The sequence below is a fragment of the Glycomyces tenuis DSM 44171 genome (assembly GCF_000427885.1).
GTDB classification, from domain to species: domain Bacteria; phylum Actinomycetota; class Actinomycetes; order Mycobacteriales; family Micromonosporaceae; genus Glycomyces; species Glycomyces tenuis.
On sequence record NZ_ATYW01000005.1, the window covers coordinates 153,404 to 173,497 of the forward strand.

Below are 20,094 nucleotides of genomic sequence, written 5' to 3' on the forward strand. Positions count from 1 at the left end.
CGGCACCGGCCGAAGGCCCTGATCTCACTTCCCGGCGGGGCCTTCCACCGGCCGGCGGAAGGCCCCGCGGCGCTCAGACGACGGCGACGGCGTCGATCTCGACGAGGACTCCCGGCCCGAGGGCCGAGACGACGTGGACCGTGATCGCCGGCGGCGGGTCCTCGCGGTTCCACACTTCCTGGAAGGCGGCCACGCCCTCCTCGAAGGAGTTGCCCTCGACCGTGGCGATCCTCCAGTGGACGATGTTCGCCAGGCTGGCGCCCTCGCTTTCGAGGATGGTCGCGAGGTTGCGGAACACCTGCACGGACTGCTCTCTGACCGTGGGGCCGACGACCTCGCCTTCGGCGTCGACGCCGTTCTGCCCGCCGATGTAGATCGTCTTCGTCGGCTGCTCGACCACGACGGCCTGGCTGAACGCCGGGCTGCGGTGGAGCCCCTCGGGGTTGATGTGTCTGACTGCCATGGCTTGCCTCCTGGACTGACGTAACCAGTTAAAGTGGTTCGTTCGATGAAACCTATTATACTGGTTTCATGCGACGAGATGGAACCGGACGACGACTGCACGACCCCAAAGGGGGATCGTTCTGGTTCGACGCCGGAGCGGTCTGCCTCGACTTCGCCCACACCGGAGGCGAGGGCCGGTACGCGGTGTTCGAGACCCTCCACAAGCCCGCCGACCTGGGAGAATGGCTGTCTCAGCCTCCACTGTCCGCGGCGACCGCGGATCCCGTCACGCCACGCGACCTGAGCGCGGCGAAGACGCTCCGCCAGGCGATCTGGGACACCGCCCACGCGCGGGCGGCGGGCCGGCCCCTCCCCGACAAGGCCGTCGCGGTCCTCAACCGGACCGCCGCAGCCGCGCCGCTGGCCCCCGAACTCGCCGCCGACGGCACCACCGCCGGATGGGCGCCGCCGGTGCGGACGGCGCAAGCGCTGTCGACACTGGCGCGGGAGATGATCGAACTGCTGTCCGGGCCGCTCGCCGAACGCATCCGCGAGTGCGCGAGCGACGACTGCCCGCTGGTGTTCGTCGACTCCTCCCGCCCCGGCGCGCGGCGCTGGTGCTCGATGGAACGGTGCGGCAACCGCCACAAGGTCCGAGCCCACCGCGCCCGACAGGCCGGTGAGCGGTGACAGAGTCCTAGGGCGAAACCGGAAGGCCGCCAGCTGGAATAAGGCCCTCCAAGCGTTCGCCCTCTACTTCGGCGATCGCATCACCGACCAGACCGAGCGATAGAATCAGAATCGATCACCCTGGCCCACAAAGAATCTTCCCCGCACTGGCCTCGAAGCGCTCGATCTGGTCGTGAAGGGGCCCCCTGTGGCAGGCGCACCAGTACGTGTTCGCGATCCTCACGCTCGAATCCGAACCGGTCGACCCGCGCCTGTGAATCGCCGCGCGCTCATTCATGTGCCTGGGACAAGGGGCGACTCGACCACCACTTGCCTGAAAGGTTCGGGGCCGTCTAGAAGGAGAAGTACGTCCCGTGTCGGCATCTGGATCCATCGGGACTGATACCGGCAGCGGCACTACCAGCCCATCGAGTTGAGGAAGTGCCTGGTGGCTGCCGCGCCTGCCTCCCTGATCGCTGCCTCGGCGGCGGCGTCGAGCAGCGTCGGCTTGTCCTGGATGTCCGAGGAGGCGCCATCTTCGGGAATCGGGCGCATGAAACTGAACGGTGCTCCTCCGGGTTCGGCGACGGCGATCCGCGTACGGAGATCACCGCTGATCCAGAGCACGCCGAAGCCGTCAGGTGTGCGCTGCCACGTGTCCATCCACATGGCCCCATGGAAACGCCGCACAGGCCGCTGGTCGGGGTCGAGCAGGGTGATCCTGGCGGCAAGGAGGCCCGGTCGCCGCACCTCGCGGGGGAGCCGGATGGTCGGGTCGCTTGCCACCTGGCATGGCCATGCCTGCCAGGGATGTTCGGTGAGCTGGGGAAGTTTTTTCAGCATCCTTCGCCGGCGCTGGGTAAGCAAAATGGCGAGTCCGGCGAAAGGGAACGGGAGGACCAGCATGGCGACCATCAGTAGGACGCTGATGTCGGTGTTCCATGCGTAGGCAGCACCCCCGATGGAAAGTGCGATCCCGCCGGTGAAGACGAACCAACCGACGCGTCGGACCTTTCGGGCTCCGCCCTGGATCCACTGCATCGTCGCCGGGTGGTCGGCTGCCGCGCGCTCCGATACCCAGTATCCGTATTTCTTGGCGAGCATGGGGCCTCCACTCGAACTCCTTCAAGTGTAAGAGAAACCGGCGCCGATCGGTGGGGTGATCATTACGGGTGCAAAGGCTCAGGACCTCTTTGGCCCTTCGTCCTTGGGACATCGTTGACACTTCGAGGGCGGTCTCAGGGTCAGGACTACGGGGCCTTAGGCGGTCTCGGTTCGGGGTTCTGGGACTTGCTGGTCGTCTTGATCCCGGCCAATGGCCCGGTGGTCTTGCATTGTCGGACAGCGAGTTCTTCTGCCCCGTACATGATGTGGAAGCAGCCGTCCTCGATGACGACCGCGACCTGCTTGCCGACGTTGCGTTTTCCGAGCTTCATTCGTTGACCGCCGACCATGATCCGCCCCCCTTTGTCGATGGCGCGCTCAGCCTGGGCAGGCCCGGCAGGCGCTGGCAGGTCGGTGGTCACGGGACGGGCACCACGAAGTCCTGCCCGGTCCGAGCGGCGTGACACACCGCCTGTTCTGGCGGAAGTGACCCGAACCGATCCGGGCGGCGGTGCCCCGCCTACCGGCGAGAGGCCGGCACCAGCGCTCCTTCGGCCCTGGCATGTGCCGCAGACGGTCGACGGCGGGGTTCAGGCCGCGGTGCGGTGATCGGCCAGGAGAGCGAAGCCGTATCGATCGACCGAGGCGGCGGTGGCCGAGAGGATCACGACGCCGACGCCCGCGTCGCGGTCGAGCCCCAGCCACGACCGGAAGCCACCGGTGCCGCCGTTGTGCCAGGTGATGTCCCGGCCTTTCACCCGGATCGTGATCCATGCGGCGCCGATGCGGGAACCGGCGCCGAAGGGCGCGATCGGATCGAGCGCCGTGACGCCGGGGGCGGTGCCATCGAGCAGCGCACCGGTCAAGCGGGCCATGGCGCCGATGGAGGCCCGGATGCCGCCCGCCGGCGCGACAGCTTCGCCGGTCCAGGTCCCGCGGGGCCGCCCGCGGCGGCTTGTGCCGTGCAGCGCGCCGGGTCGCAGCTCGTCGGCCCCGGCCGGGGCGTAGCAGCGGTCGAGTCCCAGCGGCTCGGTGATCCGCTCGCGCAGGAGTGCGGCATAGGTCGTGGCGGCGGCGCCGGCGAGGGCGTGGCCCAGCAGTTCGAACCCGAAGTTGGAGTAGCGGGGCCGAGGCCTGCCGAGCCGTACGCCGCGGGCCTGGTCGAGGAGCTGCGCGAGATCCTCGCCATAGGGGTTGGCGCCGTGTCGCCACAGGGCGAGGGTGCGCCTGAGCGGGTGCGAGGAGGATGGCAGCGACGGCAGACCCGACCGGTGCGTGCTCAGCGACTCCAGCGTCACCCGGCCGACCGGGGTGCCCTCCAACGGGAGCAGCTCCGCCAGTCTCGTCGTGGGCTCGATCTCGCCTCGCGCGATCGCTTCGGCGTACAGCAACCCGGTGACGCCCTTGCTGATCGAGCCGATCTCGAAATCGGCCTCAAGACCGGTGCCGAGGCCGGCCGTTCTCGCCGCGCCGGGCGTGACCACGGCCGCGGCGGCGACCCGGTGAGCGGGCCCCGGCAACGCGCTGAGCCTGGCGGCGAGTCGCTCATCACCGCCGGTCACAGCGGTCACGACCGGCCGCCGTGCTTCTTGTGGACGGCCTGCTTCGAGACGCCTAGGACGGCGGCGATCTGCGCCCAGCTGGCGCCGTCGTTGCGCGCGCGCCGCACCAGCACGGCCTCGAGACGCTCGGTCTCGGCGCGCGCCCGCGCCACGGCCCGCAGAGCCCGCAACGGGTCGGGGTCGGCGGTCGACGCCGCCAGGGCGGTGAACGCTTCGGTGTCCATGCGTCAACCATAGTTGACGTTCCGCCCATCGTCAACTGAGGTTGACGACCGTCATGCGCACCCGCCCGGATCCGGGACAGGCCGGAGCACGCCCGAGACGCAGCTGGCGACGGCCCACCCCACCGCGCTCACTGCCGCCTTGCGCGGGCGACCTGAGAGCGGATCCGCGAAGCCCGACAGAGTCGGCGGCACTGCACCGCGCGGCTGGAACTTCGGCCCCGTCCCTAAGGTGAGCGTATGGAAACCGGCGGGCATGTGACAACGGACGAGGACAGTGAACTGCGGGAACGCCTGCGGCATGTCCGCTGGATCGGGGGAGGCAGCGGGGCCGGCAAGTCCACCACCGCCGCTCGGCTCGCGGACGAGCACGGCTTGCGCCTGTATGCGACCGACGATGTGATGTCGGACCACGCCCGCCGAAGCTCCGCGGAGCGGGCGCCGCTCCTGCACCGGTTCATGGCCATGAGCATGGACCAGCGGTGGGTGGACCGCTCCCCGGAGACGATGTTCGAGACCTTCCACTGGTTCCGCGGGGAGGGCTTCGACCTCATCGTCGAAGACCTCCTGCGCCTTCCGGCGAGCCCCGGTGTCATCGTCGAGGGGTTCCGCCTGCTGCCGCCGCTGGTGCGACCGCTCCTCGCCTCGCTCGATCAGGCGGTTTGGCTGCTGCCCACACCGGAGTTCCGGCATGCGGCGATCCACGGACGGACCGACGCCGGACCGGGCTTCGTCCACCGGACCAGCGATTCCGAGCGGGCGGGGCGCAACATCGCCGAACGCGACCGCCTGTTCACCGGCAGGGTGCGCGAGGAGACCCGCCGTCTTGGACTGCACGTCATCGAGGTCGACACGACCATGACCGAAGACGACACGGCTCGGCGAGTGAGCGCGTTGTTCGGCCTTTGAGATCCGGACCGTACAGTCCCGGTCTGGAACCGTGCCCCGGCCCCACCGCACCTGCCCGCGCTCTCGGCCGTCCCGTCGAGCGCGGCGAGTGCTCTACCGAGATGCGCAGTCGAAGGGCGGCCCCGAACGCGCGATGTCGTGCTTGGACACCCGGTCCTCGCCGATGGCCGCCTCGGTCGAGGGCCGGGGCGCCCTCGCGCGCCACGCCTCCAGCGCCTCCTTCGATTCCCAGCACTCGAAGACGTTCACCCGACCGGCCTCGACCGGATCGGGCGAGATCGACATATCGAGACAGCCCGGGGCCTTGCGCGCCCCTTCGACCAGGGCGCGGTGGCCCTCGACGAATCGGTCCCGCTCCGCGGGATCGACGTAGACCGGTCCGGCGACGATGACTCGCATGATTGGTCTCCTTCCTCAAGGGCTCCAACAGCCCCACGGGTGACACCTGTTGAGACGAACTCGGCGCCGAAGATTCATCGGCGTCCGGACCGGCGGCTAGCGGGTCAGGGCGTCGGCCAGCGACACCGCGGCCGAGACCAGCAGGACCGGGCCGACCATGGCGCCGACGACCGCGCTCGGCGTGATCCCCTTGGCGCGTGCGAGGAACACCGCACCGATCGAGGCGGCGGTGATCAGCGCCCCGGTGACGTGCACTGAGGGGATCTCCAGGACGGCGGCGACCGGGAACAGGTGGACGCCGACGACGAAGGCGATCCACGCCGAGATGAGCTCGGCGCGCTTTCGCCAGGCCAGCAGGCCCGCACCGAGACCGGCGGCGGCGAACTCGACGCCGACGACGATCCCGAACGTCTGGCCGACCCGCTCGTCGAAGACGGTCCCGTCCGACCAGTACCGCCACGCCAGCAGCACGCCGCCGATCAGCACCAGGCCGCTGAGGATCGAGCCGGCGCGCAGCGGCCACAGCCAGCGCGAGGGCGGCTGCTCCTGCGCCCAGCCGAACCACGCCATGGCGAAGAAGCCGAACACCGCGGCCAACGCGGCGGCGTCACGGACATGCTCGGGGGTCATCATCTGTTCCGTTCGGTCGGAGCGGCGGGGGTCCAAGGGGTTCCCCGCATTGTCCGCCAAGGGCCGCGCCGTCGCGCGGGGACTCCTCCCGGCGGTGGGTCAGTACGATCGGCAATGCCCCCGAACCGCTCACGAGATCGGATCCCCCATGCGCGATGAAGACGGCGCGTCGGCGGCGCGGCGAGCCGGACTCGGACGGAAGCTGCGAACGTACCGCCAACGGCGGAAGAGCCCCTGGCCCGGATACGGCGCCGTCATCGGGAGTCTGATCGCGCTCGTGTCCTACTACGGCGAGAACGATCTGGAGCTGTCCTACCGGCTGTGGGCCGTGCTGGCCCCGCTCGGCCTCGTGCTCGGGCTGGCCTACAACCACTTCGCCGCAATGCCGGTCATGCCCGACGTCCGCGGCCGGCTGCGCCTCGACCTCCACGAGCACGGCGTCCTCATCAGGCCCCGGAACGGCGGGCCGAGCGCGGTCGAGCCGGTCGTCCTGACCGCCGGGCGGGACGTCGAGATCCGCTGGGACACCCCGAACCTGCGACTGGTGTGGAACGACGAGGCCCACGGCGGCGCGAAGGTGCACACGCGGCTCGACGAGTTCGGCGGCAGCGGCTCACTGCGGCGGGCGCTCGTCGACGGCCTCATGCCGAAGTCGCCGCTGTCGGGAGGGGCGCTGGCGCTCGGGGCGGTCGCGCTCGTGCTCGTGCCGCTCTACGTCTGGATGTTCGTCCCGCTGCCCGTGAGCATTCCCGAGAACGCCGAGCACCTGGAGCGCTTCTGCTCGGACGAGGACATGACGTTCGAGGACTCGCCGCGCTTCGACGGCACCGGCGATCACGCCATCGTGGACTGGGTCGACAGGGACGGCGACATGTACGAGGCGACGGACGAGGAGACCCAGGAGCCCGAGGTCGCCTCGCCCGAGGACGAGCGCGACGCGGCGCTGATCGCCTGCGGCGAGGCGCGGCTCGGGGACCGGGTCGACGTGTGCGAGTACTCCGAGTTCTCCGCCGACGGGGACGTCGAGGGCTCGACCGTCGACGCCTACGCGGTCACCTTCGACTTCGTCGTGTACGAGGCGGCCACCCACGAACGCGTGGGAGAGGTCTCGGTCAAGCCCCAGCCGGACGACTCGCACTGCCCGACGCTCCTCGAAGGCGCGGTCGCCCGGATCCTGGTCGAGCCCTCGCCCGAGGACGTCTACGCCGCGATCGTCCCCTTCACCGAAGAGGGCGCCGACGGCTAGTGCCGTCGGCGCCCCGCACGTTCACGGATCGCTGTGTTCTTGATTCGATCGCAGATCGCTGCGCCGTCCGTTCGATCAAAGATCACCGTGCCTTTGATTCGATCAGAGATCACTGTGCCGTCCGTTCGATCACAGATCGAAGTGACACGCCACCTTGTGGCCGCTCGCGGCCTCGCGCCATTCCGGTTCCTTCTCGGCGCAGACATCCTGCGCCCACGGGCACCTCGTCCTGAAGCGGCAGCCCGAAGGCGGGTTCGCCGGGGACGGCAGGTCGCCTGTCAGGATGATCCGCTCCCGGCTCGCCTCGACCTCCGGATCCGGCTGCGGCACCGCCGACAGCAGGGCCTTCGTGTACGGGTGCCGCGGGTGCTCGTAGATCGTCTCCGAGTCGGCCTCCTCGACGAGCTTGCCGAGGTACATCACGCCGACCCGGTCCGACAGGTGCCGGACCACGGCCAGGTCGTGCGCGATCACCAGGTACGTCAAGCCGAACTCGTCCTGGAGCTCGTCGAGCAGGTTCATCACCTGCGCCTGGATCGACACGTCCAGGGCGCTCACCGGCTCGTCGCACACGATCAGGTCCGGGCGCAGCATCAGGGCGCGGGCGATCCCGAGCCGCTGGCGCTGCCCGCCGGAGAACTCGTGCGGGTAGCGCTCCAGCACCGAGACCGGCAGGCCCACCGCCTCCAGGGTCTCCCTGGCGAGGTCGCGCCGCTCGGTCTTGCTGCCCACGCCGTGGACCTTCAGCGGCTCGGCCAGCAGCATCTCCACATTGTGCCTGGGGTTGAGCGAGCCGAGCGGGTCCTGGAAGACCATCTGCATCTTCGAGCGGAAGCGCCGCAGGCGCTCCGGCCGCAGCCCGGTCACCTCGGTGTCCCCGAGGGTCACCGTCCCGGCGGTCGGCTCCTCCAGGCGCAGCACGGCCCGCCCGAGCGTGGTCTTGCCGCAGCCGGACTCGCCGACCAGGCCGTAGGTCTTGCCCGCGTCGATGCTCAGGCTCACCCCGTCGACGGCCCTGACGTGGCCGACGGTGCGCTCCACGACGATGCCGCGGCGGATCGGGAAGTGGACCTTGACGTCGTCGACGGTCAGCAGCGCCGTCTCGGTCTCGCCTTCGGTGACGGTGTCGACGCTCATGCGACCTCCTCGGCCATGACGCAGCGGTGGAAGTGGCTCGCGCCGATCAGCGGCGGCTCGCCCTCCACGCATTTCTCGGTGACGCGGTCGCACCGGGGCGCGAACGCGCAGCCGTCCTGCCAGCGGATCACGTCCGCGATCGAGCCGCGGATCGGCTTGAGCGGCTCGTGGATCGGCAGGTCCAGCCTCGGGATCGAGTTCAGCAGGCCGACGGTGTACGGGTGGGTCGGGAGGGCGAACAGGTCCGGCGCCGTCGCCGACTCGACGACGCGCCCCGAGTAGAGCACGTTGACCTCGTCGCACAGCCCCGCCACGACCCCCAGGTCGTGGGTGATCATGAGCAGCGCCGTCCCTTCGGCGTCGACGAGATCCTTCAGCAGCTCCAGGATCTGCGCCTGGATCGTCACGTCGAGCGCCGTGGTCGGCTCGTCCGCGATGAGGAGCCGCGGCGCGCACGCCACGGCGATCGCGATGAGGACCCGCTGGCGCATCCCGCCGGACAGCTGGTGGGGGTACTCCCCCAGGCGGCGGCGCGGGTCGGGGATGCCGACGCGGTCGAGCAGGTGCTCGGCCTCCTTCGTCGCCGCCTCGCCGCGCAGGCCGCGGTGGCGTTCGAGGACCTCGGTGATCTGGGTGCCGATCTTGACGACCGGGTTGAGGCTCGAGAGCGGGTCCTGGAAGACCATCGCCAGGTCCGAGCCGCGGCGGCGGCGCATGTCCGATCGCGGCAGCGTGAGCAGGTCGACGCCGTCGAAGCGGGCCCTGCCGGACACGGTGGCACCGCGCCTGGGGAGGAGCCCCATGATCGCCAGGCTCGTCACCGACTTGCCGCAGCCGGACTCGCCGACCAGGCCCACCACTTGGCCCTGGTCGACCTGGAAGTCGACGCCATCGACGGCGGTGGTGCCGCCGAAGGCGACCCGCAGGTCCTCCACTTCCAACAGTGCCACTACTGCTGCCTCCTCAACCTCGGGTCGAGCGATTCGCGCATGGCCTCGCCCAGGAGGGTGAAGCCGAGCGCGGTGATGATGATGCCGACGGCCGGGTAGATCGCCAGTTGCGGTGCGCCCGAGAGGAACCGCTGCGCGTCGGCGAGCATGGTCCCCCACTCGGGCGTGCCCGGGTCGGGGTTGCCGAGGCCGAGGTACGACAGCGCCGCCGCCTCGATGATCGCCGTGGCCAGCACGAGCGTGGCCTGCACGATCACCGGCCCGAGCGAGTTGGGGAAGATGTGCGTCAGGACGATGCGGCTCTTGGGGACGCCGAGGGAGATCGCGGCGAGCACGTAGTCCGAGTGCGCCTGCGCGAGCATCGAGCCGCGCAGGAGCCGCGCGAAGATCGGGATCTGCGCGACGCCGACGGCGATCATGACCGTCGACAGGCTCGGGCCGAGGAGCGCGGCGACGCTGAGCGCGAGCAGCAGCATCGGGATCGCCAGGGCGATGTCGACGGTGCGCATGATGACCGCCTCGATCCGCTCGCCCCACCGGCCGCCGAAGCTGCCCGCGGCGGCGGCGACGCCGCCGACCAGGGCCCCGGCGGCGAAGCCGATGAGGGTGGCGACGACGCCGACGAGCATGGTCTGCCTCGCGCCGACGATCATGCGGGAGAACATGTCGCGGCCGAGGTGGTCGAGCCCGAACCAGTTCTCGGCCCGGGGCCCGGGGAAGATGTTCTGGTTGAGGAAGACCTCGTCGCCCCAGCTCTGGGCCGTGGGGCTGTAGGGCGCGATCCACGGGCCGAAGACCGCGACGACGAGGAAGAGCCCGACGATGGACGCGCCGACGAGGGCCATCGGCGAGCGCCGCATGCGCCGCAGCGACTGGCGCCAGAGCGACCCGGACTCGGCTTCGCGCGCGGTGGCGCTGGCCTCGACGAGGCGGTCGAGGCGTTCGATCTTCGCGAGTGTCACGATCGCACCCTCACTCTCGGGTCGAGGAAGCCGTAGGACAGGTCCACGATCAGGTTCAGCACCACATAGGACACGGCGATGACGAGGATGAAGCCCATCAGCGCCGGATAGTCGCGTTCGGTGGTGGCCTGGTAGATGAACGAGCCGATGCCGCCGAAGGCGAACACGCTCTCGGTGAGCACCGCGCCGGCGAACAGGCTGCCGAGCAGCAGGCCGATCACGGTGACGACCGGGAGCATCGCGTTCTTCATGACGTGCCGCCCGCGGATCGTCGCCGGCTTGAGGCCCTTGGCGTCGGCGGTGCGGACGTAGTCCTCGCCCACCACTTCGAGCACGCTCGCGCGGGTGATGCGGACGATGACGGCCAAGGGGATCGACGCGAGCGCGACCGCCGGCAGCACCAGGTGCTGCGCGGCGTCCCAGGCGACGTCGAACTCGCCGGTCAGGATGCCGTCGAGGACCCGCAGGCCGGTGATCTCGGTGTACGCCAGGCCCGGGGAGAGCCGGAACGCGGTCGGAAGCCAGGCGAGCTCCTGCGCGAACACGACTTTCAGCATCGCGGCCAGGAAGAACACCGGGATGCAGATCCCGACGAGCGAACCGGAGACGGCCGTGAAGTCGAGCCACGAACCGCGCTTGCGGGCGGCCAGGTAACCGAGCGGGATGCCGACGCCGACGGCGATGACGATGGCCCACATGGACAGTTCGATGGTGGCGGGCAGGCGTTCGGCGAGTTCCGTCCCGATGGGCCGACCGCTCGACAGCGAGGAGCCGAAGTCGAGGCGGACGATGCGGGAGAGGAACTCGCCGTACTGGGTCCAGATCGGCTCGTCCAGACCCAGTGCCTGCCGCAGCGCCTCCCGCTGCTGGTCGGTGGCGTTGTCGGGGAGCATGCGGTTCTCGGGTCCGCCCGGCAGGGCTTTGAACCACGCGAACAGCAGCAGCGACAGTCCCAACAACGCCACCGCCAGCTGCAGGAGGCGCTTGATCGTGTAACGCAGCATATTCGGCTAACTGATCGGTGTTACTCGGCAGCGAACGACAGATCGGAAAAGTCCTCCTGCGTGAGCGGTGAGACCTCCATCGGCTCCACGTTCGGGGCGAACGCGATCGACGGCGGCGAGCTGGAGATCGGCAGCCCGGGCAGCTGGTCCATGATCGTGACGTTCAGCTCGGCCCACATCTCGGCGCGGACCTCCGGGTCGGGCTCGGCGGCGGCCGCGGCGAGGCCGTCGAAGATCTCCGGCTCGTTGAAGCCCCACTCGGTGGTCTCGGAGGAGAACCAGGTGCCCAGGAAGTTGAAGGCGTCGGTGAAGTCGCCGGTCCAGCCCAGCAGGTACAGGCCGCATTCGCCGCTGCGCGTGGCGGGGATGTAGTCCACCCAGGTGATCGGCGTCGCCTCGACGGTCACGCCGACGGCCTCGAGGTCGGCGGCGATGATGTCGAAGATGTCCTTCGGCGCCGGCATGTAGGGCCGGGTGACGTCGGTCGGGTAGCAGAACTCGACGGTCATGTCCTCCTGGCCGGCCGCGGCCAGCATGTCCATCGCCAGCTGCGGGTCGTACTCGTAGGTGGTCACGTCCTCGGACCAGCCCTCGATCGTCGGCGGGATGAACTGGGTGGCGACCTCGCCGCCCGGCGGGAGCACCGAGTCGACGATGCGCTGGCGGTCGATCGCGTGCGAGAGTGCCACGCGGACGTCGTGGTTGTCGAGCGGAGCGGTCTGCTGCTGGTAGGTCATGTAGAGGACGTTGAACACGTCGCGGATCGGGACCTGGAATCCGGCGTCGATCAGCGGCTGCACGTCGGCGGGCGCGACCAGGTCGTAGCCGTGGATGTCGCCGGCCTCCAGGGCCTGGCGGCGGGCGGTCTCGTCCGAGATGGTGCGGAAGATCAGGGTCTTGACCTTCGCCGGCTCGCCCCAGTAGTCGTCGTAGCGCTCCAGGGTGATGGCCTGCTCGCCGTGGTCCCACTCGGTGAGCTCGTACGGCCCGGTCCCGGCGAGGACGCCGGCGGTCTGGGTGTACTCGGGGAGCGGGTCCTCGGCGGTGACGACCTCGTCGTCGGTGATCTGCTCCAGCGAGGCGGGGCTGACGATCGCGGTGGTCGCCATGGTGAACGCGCCGGGGAAGTTGGCCGTGTACTCGGTGAGGCTGATGGTGGCGGTGAGCCCGTCGGCCTCGCAGCCGGCGTAGATCGACTCGGCCTCGATGCCCATGTCGGGGTCGTTCTCGGCGAAGCCGCCGAAGAAGCTGGAGTAGTAGTAGGTGTAGTTCGGGGACTGGTAGCCGCCGGTGAAGTTGTACCAGCGGTCGAAGTTCGCGCAGACCGCGGCGCCGTCGAGCTCCGTGCCATCGTGGAAGGTCACGCCTTCGCGCAGGTTGAAGGTCCACTCGGTGCCTTCGGGGTTCTGCTCGTAGCTCTCGGCCAGGCCGGGGACGATCTCGGTGCCGTCGTGGTCCAGGAGCGTGTCGAAGACCTGGCGGGTGACGCGGAAGGTCTCGCCGTCGGAGGCGAAGACGGGGTCCATCGACGATGGGTCGCCGGGGCTGCCGAAGATGAACGGCTGGGTCTCGTTGAGATCCTCACCGCTATCCCGTTCGCTGGCACACGCGGCGATGAGGCCCAGCGCGAGTACCGCGCTCGCCGCAGCGCCGACGGCGCGTCGGGTCGGAGATGTTCGAGACATGCGCATAGGTTTTCTCACCCGTCGATCGTTGGGTACTGGGAGGTACCTGACAGCGTATTACTCGGTGAGCTGGGCCACTATTAAGTGTTATGCAACCGTGACCAGATCGGCAACTATTGTTACCAATTGTGCGCAACCTTCACTTCCGAATAGATGCGTTGGGCCGCAATGGTTCCCAGAAACGGCACGCGGGGGCGCGCAGGCCCGCCCGCCGGGCGGCGAGGTCTCCTCAAGGGACGGGCAGCGGCGCCGCTCGGCAGCCGCGGGCGTGGAGGCATCGGCCGGTCGCCGCCTGCGGCGGCCCCGGCCCGCCCGCCACCGCGAGACCGGAGGCGGGCGCTGCGCCGAGGACGGCCTCCTCGGCGCGGCGGCACGGACCGGCTTCGAACGCCGTGCCTTCAGGCGATGACGCGGGGCCCCTTGGAGCACGCCCGCGAGCGCGGCCTCGTCACGGCGCGGCGGTACAAGGCGGCCGCTGTGCCGCAGGCGGCGCTTCGCCGGTCAGTCGACGTCGCGGCGACCCGAGAACGCCCTGCCGAGGGTGACCTCGTCGGCGTACTCGAGGTCGCCGCCGACGGGCAGGCCGCTCGCCAGGCGCGTCACCTTGAACCCCATGGGCTTGACCAGCATCGCCAGGTAGGTGGCGGTGGCCTCGCCCTCGGTGTTCGGGTCGGTGGCGAGGATGATCTCCTTGGTCTCCCCGCTCTGGAGCCGCGTCATGAGCGAGCGGATGCGCAGGTCGTCGGGGCCGATGCCCTCGAGCGGGTTGATCGCGCCCCCGAGGACGTGGTAGCGGCCCCGGAACTCGCCGGTCCGCTCGACGGCGAGGACGTCCTTCGGCTCCTCGACCACGCAGATCTGCTCCTCGCTGCGGCGCTGGTCGCGGCAGATGCCGCACCGCTCGGACTCCGAGACGTTGCCGCACACCTCGCAGAACCGCACCTGCTCCTTGACGCGGTGCAGCGCCGAGACGAGCCGCTCGACCTCGACCTTCTCGGCCGCGAGCAGGTGGAAGGCGAGACGCTGGGCGCTCTTCGGGCCGATGCCCGGCAACTGCCCCAATTCCTCGATGAGGTCGCCCAATGCGCCGTCGTACACGGTTCTCCTTCTCCCGAGCGAGCGAAACTGGATCCTATAGGTGAGGTCCTACAGGAGGTGGGATCGATCCCCGATGGTCACATGCCGGGCAGGCCGAGGCCGCCGCCGAGCCCGCCGAGGGCGTCGCCGAGCGGGCCCATCTTCTGCTCGGCCAGGCGCTTGGCGTCCTCGGTGGCCGCCTGCACGGCCGCCAGCACGAGGTCTTCGAGGGTCTCGACGTCGTCGGGGTCGACGGCCTTGGGGTCGATCTTGACGCCCTTGAGCTCGCCGTCGCCCGTCACGGTCGCGCTCACCAGGCCGCCGCCCGCGGAGGCGGTGACCTCGGAGGAGGCGAGTTCCTGCTGGGCCTGCATGTAGTCGGCCTGCATCTGCTGCGCTTGCTGGAGCAGTTTCTGCATGTCTCCGCCACCGGGGAACATGTGCATCACTTCCTTGAACTCGAACGTCGTGGTGGTGCGTCAAGCCTAGTGGCTCTGAATCTGCTTCGCCCCGAACGCTTGGGCGAGCAGCTTGACCGCCTGCTCCTCGCTGGTGCCGAAGGAACCGGGCGCCACCGGGTCGTCCGGCGAGGGCTCGTCGTAGTCCTCCGGCGGCGGCTCCTCGGACGCCGGCGCCTGCGGCCGCTGCCTAGGAGGCGGGGCCGCCTGCGCTTTTGGGGACGACTTCGGGATCTGCGCCGCCTCCCCCACTTCGCAGCGGACCTTCCACGAGCCGCCGAGGACCTCGCCGAAGACCTCGGCGACGGTCCCGTAGGCGGGCTCCTTCTGGAGGGCCCCGGCGTGGAAGGCGTGCTTGAACACCAGCACCACCTCGCCGTCGGAGGCGTCGGCGACGGTGGCCTCCGACAGGATCGCGGCGGTGGTCTTCTTGCGGTCCTTCATCGCCATCATGATCCGGTCCCACTGGCGCCGGATCGAGGCGGCGGTGACGCCGTCGCCGGCCGGCTCGGGCCCGGCGGGCGGCGCGACCGGCGCGGGCGCCTCGGATTCGGGCTCGGCCTCGGGCGCGGCGGCCTCGACCGGCGCGGCGGCGGGCTCGGGCTCCGCGGCGGGCCGCTCGGGCGCCTCGGCTTCGGCGGCGCGTCCGGCCGGGCGTTCCGGGGCTCGCTCGGCCGGGCGCTCCACGGGGCGGGCCACCGGCGTCACCGGCGCGGCCGCGACGGCGCCGCGCTGCTCGAGCATCTCGAGGCGCTGCAGGAGCCCGGCCATCGACTCGTCGGCGCCGGGCAGGATCGCCCGCACGCACGCCAGTTCGAGCAGCAGCCGCGGCGCGGTGGCCCCGCGCATCCCGGCCAGGCCGTCGGCGACGACCTCGGCCATCCGCGTCAGCATCGAGGTGCCCATGCGGGTGGCCTGGCTGGTCATGCGGGAGAGCTGGTCGGCCGGGGCGTCGATGAGGCCGCTGGAGGTCGCGTCGGGCACCTGGTTGACGACGATGAGGTCCCGCAGCCGCTCGAGCAGGTCACCGGCGAAGCGGCGCGGGTCGTGCCCGCCTTCGACGACGCGCTCGACGACCTCCATGACGGCCGCGCCGTCGGCGGCGGCGAAGGCCTCGCACATCTCGTCGAGCAGCCCGCCGTCGGTGACGCCGAGCAGCGCCGCGGCCCGCTCGTAGGTGACGCCCTCGGCTCCGGCACCGGCGATGAGCTGGTCGAGCACCGAGAGCGTGTCCCGCGCCGAGCCGCCTCCGGCGCGCACGACGAGCGGGTAGACGTCCTCGTCGACCTTTGCGCCCTCTTCCTCGCACAGCTTCTTGCACAGCTCGCGCATCGACGGCGGCGGGATGAGCCGGAACGGGTAGTGGTGGGTGCGCGAGCGGATCGTCGGCAGGACCTTGTCCGGCTCGGTGGTGGCGAAGATGAACAGGACGTAGTCCGGCGGCTCCTCGACGAGCTTGAGCAGCGCGTTGAAGCCCGCCGCGGTGACCATGTGGGCCTCGTCGATGATGTAGATCTTGTAGCGCGAGTCCACGGGCGCGAACACGGCGCGTTCGCGCAGCTCGCGGGCGTCGTCGACGCCGCCGTGGGAGGCCGCGTCGATCTCGATGACGTCGACCGAGCCGTGCCCGTCGGCCGCCAGCGCCCGGCAGGAGCCGCATTCGCCGCACGGGGTGGGGGTGGGCCCGGCGGCGCAGTTGAGGGAGCGGGCGAGGATCCGCGCCGACGAGGTCTTGCCGCAGCCTCTCGGCCCGGAGAAGAGGTAGGCGTGGTTGAGGCGCCCGGCGCCGATCGCGTTGATGAGCGGCTCGGTGACGTGCTCCTGGCCGACGACTTCGGCGAAGGTCTGCGGCCGGTATTTGCGGTACAGCGCGAGTGCCACGGCTTCCTCCAGCTCTCAGTCTGCTCTGCCTTGCAGCCACGATACGGCGTGGCTCCGACAATGCGGGCTCCGACCGGCCGGGTTGCCGCCGGGGGCACACGGGCGCCCGCCGCCTCGGGCCGCGGATCGGCCCGAGGCGGCGGGCCCGCTCACGACGCCGTCAGCGCCTCGGTCGGCGAGAGCCGCGAGGCCCGGATCGCCGGGTAGAGCCCGGCTGTCGCGCCGATGAGGAGCGTCGCGGCCAGGCCGCCGCCCGAGGCCCAGGCGGGCACCACGGCGGGCCACTCCCGCGAGGAGGCGTACAGCGCGGTCACGGCGGTGCCGATGAGGATCCCGCCGACGCCGCCGAGCGCCGAGAGCAGGAGCGACTCGGTCAGGAACTGGAGCCGGATCTGGCCCCGCGTCGCCCCCAGGGAGCGCCGCAGGCCGATCTCCGAGCGCCGCTCCAGCACCGAGATCACCATCGTGTTCGCGACGCCGACGCCGCCGACCAGCAGCGCGACCGCGCCGAGGCCGAGCAGCATCCCGGTGAACGCGGTGTCCACGGCCTGCTGCGCCTCCAGCGCGTCCGAGGGCCGCGAGACCGAGACCTCGTCGGGCGCCTCGGGGTTCGCGGTCGTCGCCAGCACGGCGGCGACCTGCTCGACGTAGGCGTCCTCCGAGCGGGTGTAGACCGTCGTCGGGTGCCCGTCGAAGCCGAGGTGGGCCGCCGCGGCCTCCCAGCCGACCAGGACCGACAGGTCCAGTTCGGGGGCCAGCGCCACCGGTTCGAGGACGCCGACGACGGTGAACCACTGCCCGCCGAGGTAGACCTCGACGCCGTCGCCGACGCCGGTGACGCCCAGTTGCTCGGCGGCGCTCGCGCCGAGCACCGCCGCCGGGTACCGCGCGGTGGCCGCGTTCAGCCAGACCCCGTCGGCCAGTTCGGCGCCGACGGTGTCCAGGAGGCCGAGCTCGGCCGCGCGCACGCTCAGCCCGCCGGTCCGCCCCTCCGGGATGCGGTCGGTGCGGTAGACGTCCGCATCCGACACGTCCCCGGTCGCCGCCACCTCGTAGACCGGGGCTATCCGGGCGATCATCTCGACCGACTCGACCGGCAGGGCCCCCTCCTCGCCGCTGAGCATGGAGGTGCCGGGCGCGACGGTGAGCAGGTTGGTCCCGAGCGCGGCGAGCTGCCGGTCGAGTTCGGCGCGGCTGGACGAGGAGATCCCGACGACGCTGATCATCGCGGCGATGCCGATGGCGATCCCCAGGGCCGACAGCCACACCCGCAGCGGGCGGGTGCGCAGGCCGGTGGCGCCGACGCGGACGACGTCGCCGGGGCGCATCCGCGCCGGGCGGAGCGGGGCGGCCACTCAGACCACCCGCCCGTCGCGCATCGCGACCTGCCGGGGCAGGGACGCGGCGATCTCGCGGTCGTGGGTGATGACCACGACCGTCGTACCCGAGCGGTGCAGCTCGCGCAGCAGGTCCATCACCCCGGCCCCCGAGGCCGAGTCGAGGTTCCCGGTCGGTTCGTCGGCCAGCAGCAGCGCCGGGCCGCCGACCACGGCCCGCGCGATGGCGACCCGCTGCCGCTCACCGCCGGACAGCTCGTTCGGCAGGTGGTCGAGGCGGTGGTCCAGGCCCACCCGGGCCAGCGCCTCGCCGGCCCTGGTCCGCCGCTCGGAGGCGCCCGCGCCCGAGTAGAGCAGGCCGTCGGCGACGTTGTCGAGGACCCGCTGCCCCACGGCGAGGTGGAACTGCTGGAACACGAAGCCGATGCGGGAGGCCCGCAGCGCCGACAGCTGCCGGTCGCGCAGCTTCGCGACGTCGAAGCCGTCGATGCGGACGTTCCCGCCGGTGGGCCGGTCGAGCGTCCCGATCAGGTTGAGCATCGTGGACTTGCCCGAGCCGGAGGGCCCGACGATCGCGACCATCTCGCCGGCGTCGATGCCCAGGCTGACTTCGCGGAGCGCCCGCACCCCGCCCGGGTAGGACCTGGAGACCGCGTCGAGCTCGACCACCGGCCGCGGCCCGGCCTGCGGCCGCGCCGCCTCGGGTCCGGCGACCGCGCTCATGACGGCACCACCACCGAGGCGCCCGCTTCGAGGCCCTCGCCGCTGACCTCCACGCGGCCGTCGGCGAACAGGCCGGTCTCGACGGCGATGACCTCGGTGGTCTCGCCGGTCGCGAGCTCGAGGCCGTAGCCGCCCTCGGCGAGGCCGAGGAGGGCCTCGACCGGGACGGTGAGGACGTCCTCGGCGCTGTCGCCGGCGAAGCCGACGTCGACCGCGGCCTGGTCGAGCCCGTCGAAGACGCTCGCGTCGTCGGCGGCGACGGTGACTTCGAGGACGGTCTCGGACTCGGCGTCCGGGTCCGAGCTCTCGCCCTCGACGGTGACGGTCTCGGAGGCGGTGACGGTCCCGGTGGCCTCGGTGCCGTCCGGGAGGGTGATCCGGACCGGCTCGCCGATGACGACCAGTTCCTGGTCGTCGAGGTCGACCTGGACGGTGACGACCTTGTCGAGCCCGGTGTAGTCCAGGACGGCGGTGCCGGGGCCGGTCTGGCTTCCGAGCGCCGCCTCGACCGCGTCGACCCTGATCTCCGCCGGGGCGTAGGCGATCCGGCCCAGGTCGACGGTGCCGGTCTCGTCCAGGCCGAGGTCCTCCTGCCACTCCTCGACCGCCGCGGCGGTCTTGGTGGTGTACTCGTCGTCGACGGTGAAGCCGCCGTAGCCGAGCTCGGCGAGGTTCTCCTCGAACTGCTCGACGTCGTCGCCCTCGACGCCGGGGAAGAGGGACCGGTAGGCCGGGAGCGAGCCGTACATCAGGATCACGGGCCGGTCGTCGACCGCGTAGAGCTCCTCGCCGCGCCCGATCGCGTCGCCGACGGCGGGCAGGCCGGTGATGGTGCCGTTCAACCGGCAGCCGAGGGCGACCGCGTCGCCGTAGTCGAGGTCACCGGCGGCGGTGACGGTCTCGGTGAGGGTCTGCCGGGTGACCTCGGCGGTCTGGGGGGCGGCCTCGGTCGGCTCGGCCTCGGCGGGGCGCCCCAGGGAGGTCAGGTCGAATCCGAGCGCGGCGGCCCCGGCTCCGGCGGCCGCGAGGACCGCCACGGCGGCGGCCACGGCCTTCCCGGCGCGGCCTCTTCTGCGCCTGCCGCTCATGCGTCCTCTTCCTCGTTCAGGCCGGGCTCCTCGGGGCCTTCGGGACGGAGGCCCCTGCAGGTCTCCTCGGCGGCCTCGAAGTCCTCGTCCTCTGTGAACCCCTCGTCGAACTTGATGCCGCCGTTCGGTTCGGGGTCCGGGAAGTCCTCGACGCCGTTCTCCCGCATGCACTCCGAGTATTCGATGAGCGCCTCGTACATCTCCGGGTCGATCGTGTCGCCCTCGCCGGGCCCGGGCATGAGCTCCTCGCAGGCCTCCTCGGCCGCCTTGAACTCCTCGCTGCCGGAGTCGATGTCCTCGGGCAGGGACAGCGACATCCCGCCCTCGCCCTCCTGCTCGGGGTCCGGGAAGTCCTCGATGCCGTTCTCCCGCATGCACTCCGAATAGGCGAGGGCCTGCTCGAAGGCGCCCTCGGGGCCGGCCTCCCCGTTCTCCGCGCTCGCCGAGGCGGTCGCGTCGTCGGCCGAGGCCACGCCGCCGCCGTCGTCTTCGCCGCCGCACGCGGCCGCGAACAGCAGCAGCGGGCCGATGAGCACGAGCGCCGTCTTGATGCGCATCTCGTTCTCCTCTCGTCCGCGGCCGGGACGGTCCCGACCGCGGCATCAGTA

22 protein-coding genes are annotated in these 20,094 nt (G+C 71.1%); 3 read left to right on the forward strand and 19 right to left on the reverse strand.

Annotated elements, in window-relative coordinates; all coding sequences use genetic code 11:
- Positions 1-73 precede the first annotated feature (73 nt).
- Positions 74-463, reverse strand: coding sequence for a RidA family protein (locus YWW_RS0109520; RefSeq protein WP_026929944.1), 390 nt, complete (start codon positions 461-463; stop codon positions 74-76).
- Between the two features lie 68 nt (positions 464-531).
- On the opposite strand from YWW_RS0109520, the gene YWW_RS0109525 reads away from it, so the two are divergent.
- Positions 532-1,134, forward strand: a complete 603-nt coding sequence (locus YWW_RS0109525) for a CGNR zinc finger domain-containing protein (RefSeq protein ID WP_026929945.1) — start codon at positions 532-534, stop codon at positions 1,132-1,134.
- 396 nt (positions 1,135-1,530) lie between these two features.
- Here the strand turns inward: YWW_RS0109525 and YWW_RS0109530 are convergent, their stop codons facing one another.
- The 4 genes from YWW_RS0109530 to YWW_RS0109545 all read right to left on the reverse strand — a co-directional run bounded on the left by YWW_RS0109530 (position 1,531) and on the right by YWW_RS0109545 (position 4,003).
- Complete coding sequence (locus YWW_RS0109530; RefSeq protein ID WP_026929946.1) at positions 1,531-2,217, reverse strand: hypothetical protein; 687 nt, start codon at positions 2,215-2,217, stop codon at positions 1,531-1,533.
- A gap of 146 nt (positions 2,218-2,363) precedes the next feature.
- The gene (locus YWW_RS0109535) at positions 2,364-2,639 is read right to left on the reverse strand and encodes a hypothetical protein (protein ID WP_155830068.1); all 276 of its coding nucleotides are present in this window, start codon (positions 2,637-2,639) and stop codon (positions 2,364-2,366) included.
- A 168-nt stretch (positions 2,640-2,807) separates the two neighbouring features.
- Complete coding sequence (locus YWW_RS0109540) at positions 2,808-3,788, reverse strand: serine hydrolase domain-containing protein (RefSeq protein ID WP_026929948.1); 981 nt, start codon at positions 3,786-3,788, stop codon at positions 2,808-2,810.
- Positions 3,785-4,003 carry a helix-turn-helix domain-containing protein gene (locus tag YWW_RS0109545; RefSeq protein WP_026929949.1) on the reverse strand — a complete coding sequence of 73 codons (219 nt, stop codon included), beginning with the start codon at positions 4,001-4,003 and terminating at the stop codon, positions 3,785-3,787. The genes YWW_RS0109540 and YWW_RS0109545 overlap by 4 nt, the downstream gene beginning before the upstream one ends.
- A 237-nt stretch (positions 4,004-4,240) precedes the next feature.
- On the opposite strand from YWW_RS0109545, the gene YWW_RS0109550 reads away from it, so the two are divergent.
- Positions 4,241-4,909 (forward strand): hypothetical protein, encoded by a 669-nt coding sequence (locus YWW_RS0109550; protein ID WP_026929950.1) that lies wholly within the window; start codon positions 4,241-4,243, stop codon positions 4,907-4,909.
- A gap of 93 nt (positions 4,910-5,002) precedes the next feature.
- On the opposite strand, the gene YWW_RS0109555 is transcribed toward YWW_RS0109550, so the two are convergent.
- Both YWW_RS0109555 and YWW_RS0109560 read right to left on the reverse strand, forming a co-directional pair.
- Positions 5,003-5,308 (reverse strand): putative quinol monooxygenase, encoded by a 306-nt coding sequence (locus YWW_RS0109555; protein WP_026929951.1) that lies wholly within the window; start codon positions 5,306-5,308, stop codon positions 5,003-5,005.
- A gap of 96 nt (positions 5,309-5,404) precedes the next feature.
- Entirely contained in the window at positions 5,405-5,938 is a 534-nt protein-coding gene (locus YWW_RS0109560) for a hypothetical protein (RefSeq protein ID WP_026929952.1), read from the reverse strand.
- A 148-nt stretch (positions 5,939-6,086) separates the two neighbouring features.
- Between YWW_RS0109560 and YWW_RS0109565 the strand changes: the two genes are divergently transcribed.
- Positions 6,087-7,184, forward strand: coding sequence for a hypothetical protein (locus YWW_RS0109565; RefSeq protein WP_026929953.1), 1,098 nt, complete (start codon positions 6,087-6,089; stop codon positions 7,182-7,184).
- Positions 7,185-7,313: 129 nt separating this feature from the next.
- Here YWW_RS0109565 and YWW_RS29375 read toward each other — a convergent pair whose 3' ends face one another.
- The 12 genes from YWW_RS29375 to YWW_RS29390 form a co-directional block, all read right to left on the reverse strand.
- Positions 7,314-8,321 (reverse strand): ABC transporter ATP-binding protein, encoded by a 1,008-nt coding sequence (locus YWW_RS29375; protein WP_051325594.1) that lies wholly within the window; start codon positions 8,319-8,321, stop codon positions 7,314-7,316.
- Positions 8,318-9,271: an ABC transporter ATP-binding protein gene (locus tag YWW_RS29380; protein ID WP_051325595.1), complete on the reverse strand. Its 954-nt coding sequence runs from the start codon at positions 9,269-9,271 to the stop codon at positions 8,318-8,320. Before YWW_RS29380 ends, YWW_RS29375 begins: the two co-directional genes overlap by 4 nt.
- On the reverse strand, positions 9,271-10,233 hold the full coding sequence (locus YWW_RS0109580) for an ABC transporter permease (RefSeq protein ID WP_035698298.1): 963 nt from the start codon (positions 10,231-10,233) through the stop codon (positions 9,271-9,273). The genes YWW_RS29380 and YWW_RS0109580 overlap by 1 nt, the downstream gene beginning before the upstream one ends.
- Complete coding sequence (locus tag YWW_RS0109585) at positions 10,230-11,237, reverse strand: ABC transporter permease (RefSeq protein ID WP_026929954.1); 1,008 nt, start codon at positions 11,235-11,237, stop codon at positions 10,230-10,232. Before YWW_RS0109585 ends, YWW_RS0109580 begins: the two co-directional genes overlap by 4 nt.
- Before the next feature lie 20 nt (positions 11,238-11,257).
- Positions 11,258-12,922 carry an ABC transporter substrate-binding protein gene (locus YWW_RS0109590; protein WP_026929955.1) on the reverse strand — a complete coding sequence of 555 codons (1,665 nt, stop codon included), beginning with the start codon at positions 12,920-12,922 and terminating at the stop codon, positions 11,258-11,260.
- Between the two features lie 501 nt (positions 12,923-13,423).
- Positions 13,424-14,020, reverse strand: a complete 597-nt coding sequence (gene recR, locus YWW_RS0109595; protein ID WP_026929956.1) for a recombination mediator RecR — start codon at positions 14,018-14,020, stop codon at positions 13,424-13,426.
- Between the two features lie 77 nt (positions 14,021-14,097).
- Complete coding sequence (locus tag YWW_RS0109600) at positions 14,098-14,439, reverse strand: YbaB/EbfC family nucleoid-associated protein (protein WP_026930047.1); 342 nt, start codon at positions 14,437-14,439, stop codon at positions 14,098-14,100.
- Between the two features lie 45 nt (positions 14,440-14,484).
- Positions 14,485-16,338 (reverse strand): DNA polymerase III subunit gamma and tau, encoded by a 1,854-nt coding sequence (locus YWW_RS29385; protein WP_051325596.1) that lies wholly within the window; start codon positions 16,336-16,338, stop codon positions 14,485-14,487.
- A 149-nt stretch (positions 16,339-16,487) separates the two neighbouring features.
- Positions 16,488-17,666: an ABC transporter permease gene (locus tag YWW_RS0109610; RefSeq protein ID WP_035698296.1), complete on the reverse strand. Its 1,179-nt coding sequence runs from the start codon at positions 17,664-17,666 to the stop codon at positions 16,488-16,490.
- A 27-nt stretch (positions 17,667-17,693) separates the two neighbouring features.
- Positions 17,694-18,398 carry an ABC transporter ATP-binding protein gene (locus YWW_RS0109615; RefSeq protein ID WP_051325597.1) on the reverse strand — a complete coding sequence of 235 codons (705 nt, stop codon included), beginning with the start codon at positions 18,396-18,398 and terminating at the stop codon, positions 17,694-17,696.
- Positions 18,395-19,486, reverse strand: coding sequence for an efflux RND transporter periplasmic adaptor subunit (locus YWW_RS0109620; RefSeq protein WP_026929959.1), 1,092 nt, complete (start codon positions 19,484-19,486; stop codon positions 18,395-18,397). Before YWW_RS0109620 ends, YWW_RS0109615 begins: the two co-directional genes overlap by 4 nt.
- Complete coding sequence (locus YWW_RS29390; RefSeq protein WP_051325598.1) at positions 19,483-20,043, reverse strand: hypothetical protein; 561 nt, start codon at positions 20,041-20,043, stop codon at positions 19,483-19,485. The genes YWW_RS0109620 and YWW_RS29390 overlap by 4 nt, the downstream gene beginning before the upstream one ends.
- Positions 20,044-20,094: the final 51 nt, after the last annotated feature.

What these genes read in the sequence shown, in the direction of transcription:
- YWW_RS0109525 (WP_026929945.1), top strand. Translation starts at nt 532, where the DNA reads ATGCGACGAGATGGAACCGGACGACGACTGCACGACCCCAAAGGGGGA.
- YWW_RS0109565 (WP_026929953.1), top strand. Translation starts at nt 6,087, where the DNA reads ATGCGCGATGAAGACGGCGCGTCGGCGGCGCGGCGAGCCGGACTCGGA.
- YWW_RS0109585 (WP_026929954.1), bottom strand. Translation starts at nt 11,237, where the DNA reads ATGCTGCGTTACACGATCAAGCGCCTCCTGCAGCTGGCGGTGGCGTTG.
- YWW_RS0109620 (WP_026929959.1), bottom strand. Translation starts at nt 19,486, where the DNA reads ATGAGCGGCAGGCGCAGAAGAGGCCGCGCCGGGAAGGCCGTGGCCGCC.
- YWW_RS0109560 (WP_026929952.1), bottom strand. Translation starts at nt 5,938, where the DNA reads ATGACCCCCGAGCATGTCCGTGACGCCGCCGCGTTGGCCGCGGTGTTC.
- YWW_RS0109530 (WP_026929946.1), bottom strand. Translation starts at nt 2,217, where the DNA reads ATGCTCGCCAAGAAATACGGATACTGGGTATCGGAGCGCGCGGCAGCC.
- YWW_RS0109610 (WP_035698296.1), bottom strand. Translation starts at nt 17,666, where the DNA reads ATGCGCCCCGGCGACGTCGTCCGCGTCGGCGCCACCGGCCTGCGCACC.
- YWW_RS0109545 (WP_026929949.1), bottom strand. Translation starts at nt 4,003, where the DNA reads ATGGACACCGAAGCGTTCACCGCCCTGGCGGCGTCGACCGCCGACCCC.
- YWW_RS0109615 (WP_051325597.1), bottom strand. Translation starts at nt 18,398, where the DNA reads ATGAGCGCGGTCGCCGGACCCGAGGCGGCGCGGCCGCAGGCCGGGCCG.
- YWW_RS0109590 (WP_026929955.1), bottom strand. Translation starts at nt 12,922, where the DNA reads ATGTCTCGAACATCTCCGACCCGACGCGCCGTCGGCGCTGCGGCGAGC.
- YWW_RS29375 (WP_051325594.1), bottom strand. Translation starts at nt 8,321, where the DNA reads ATGAGCGTCGACACCGTCACCGAAGGCGAGACCGAGACGGCGCTGCTG.
- YWW_RS0109600 (WP_026930047.1), bottom strand. Translation starts at nt 14,439, where the DNA reads ATGTTCCCCGGTGGCGGAGACATGCAGAAACTGCTCCAGCAAGCGCAG.
- YWW_RS0109550 (WP_026929950.1), top strand. Translation starts at nt 4,241, where the DNA reads ATGGAAACCGGCGGGCATGTGACAACGGACGAGGACAGTGAACTGCGG.
- YWW_RS29390 (WP_051325598.1), bottom strand. Translation starts at nt 20,043, where the DNA reads ATGCGCATCAAGACGGCGCTCGTGCTCATCGGCCCGCTGCTGCTGTTC.
- YWW_RS0109520 (WP_026929944.1), bottom strand. Translation starts at nt 463, where the DNA reads ATGGCAGTCAGACACATCAACCCCGAGGGGCTCCACCGCAGCCCGGCG.
- YWW_RS0109555 (WP_026929951.1), bottom strand. Translation starts at nt 5,308, where the DNA reads ATGCGAGTCATCGTCGCCGGACCGGTCTACGTCGATCCCGCGGAGCGG.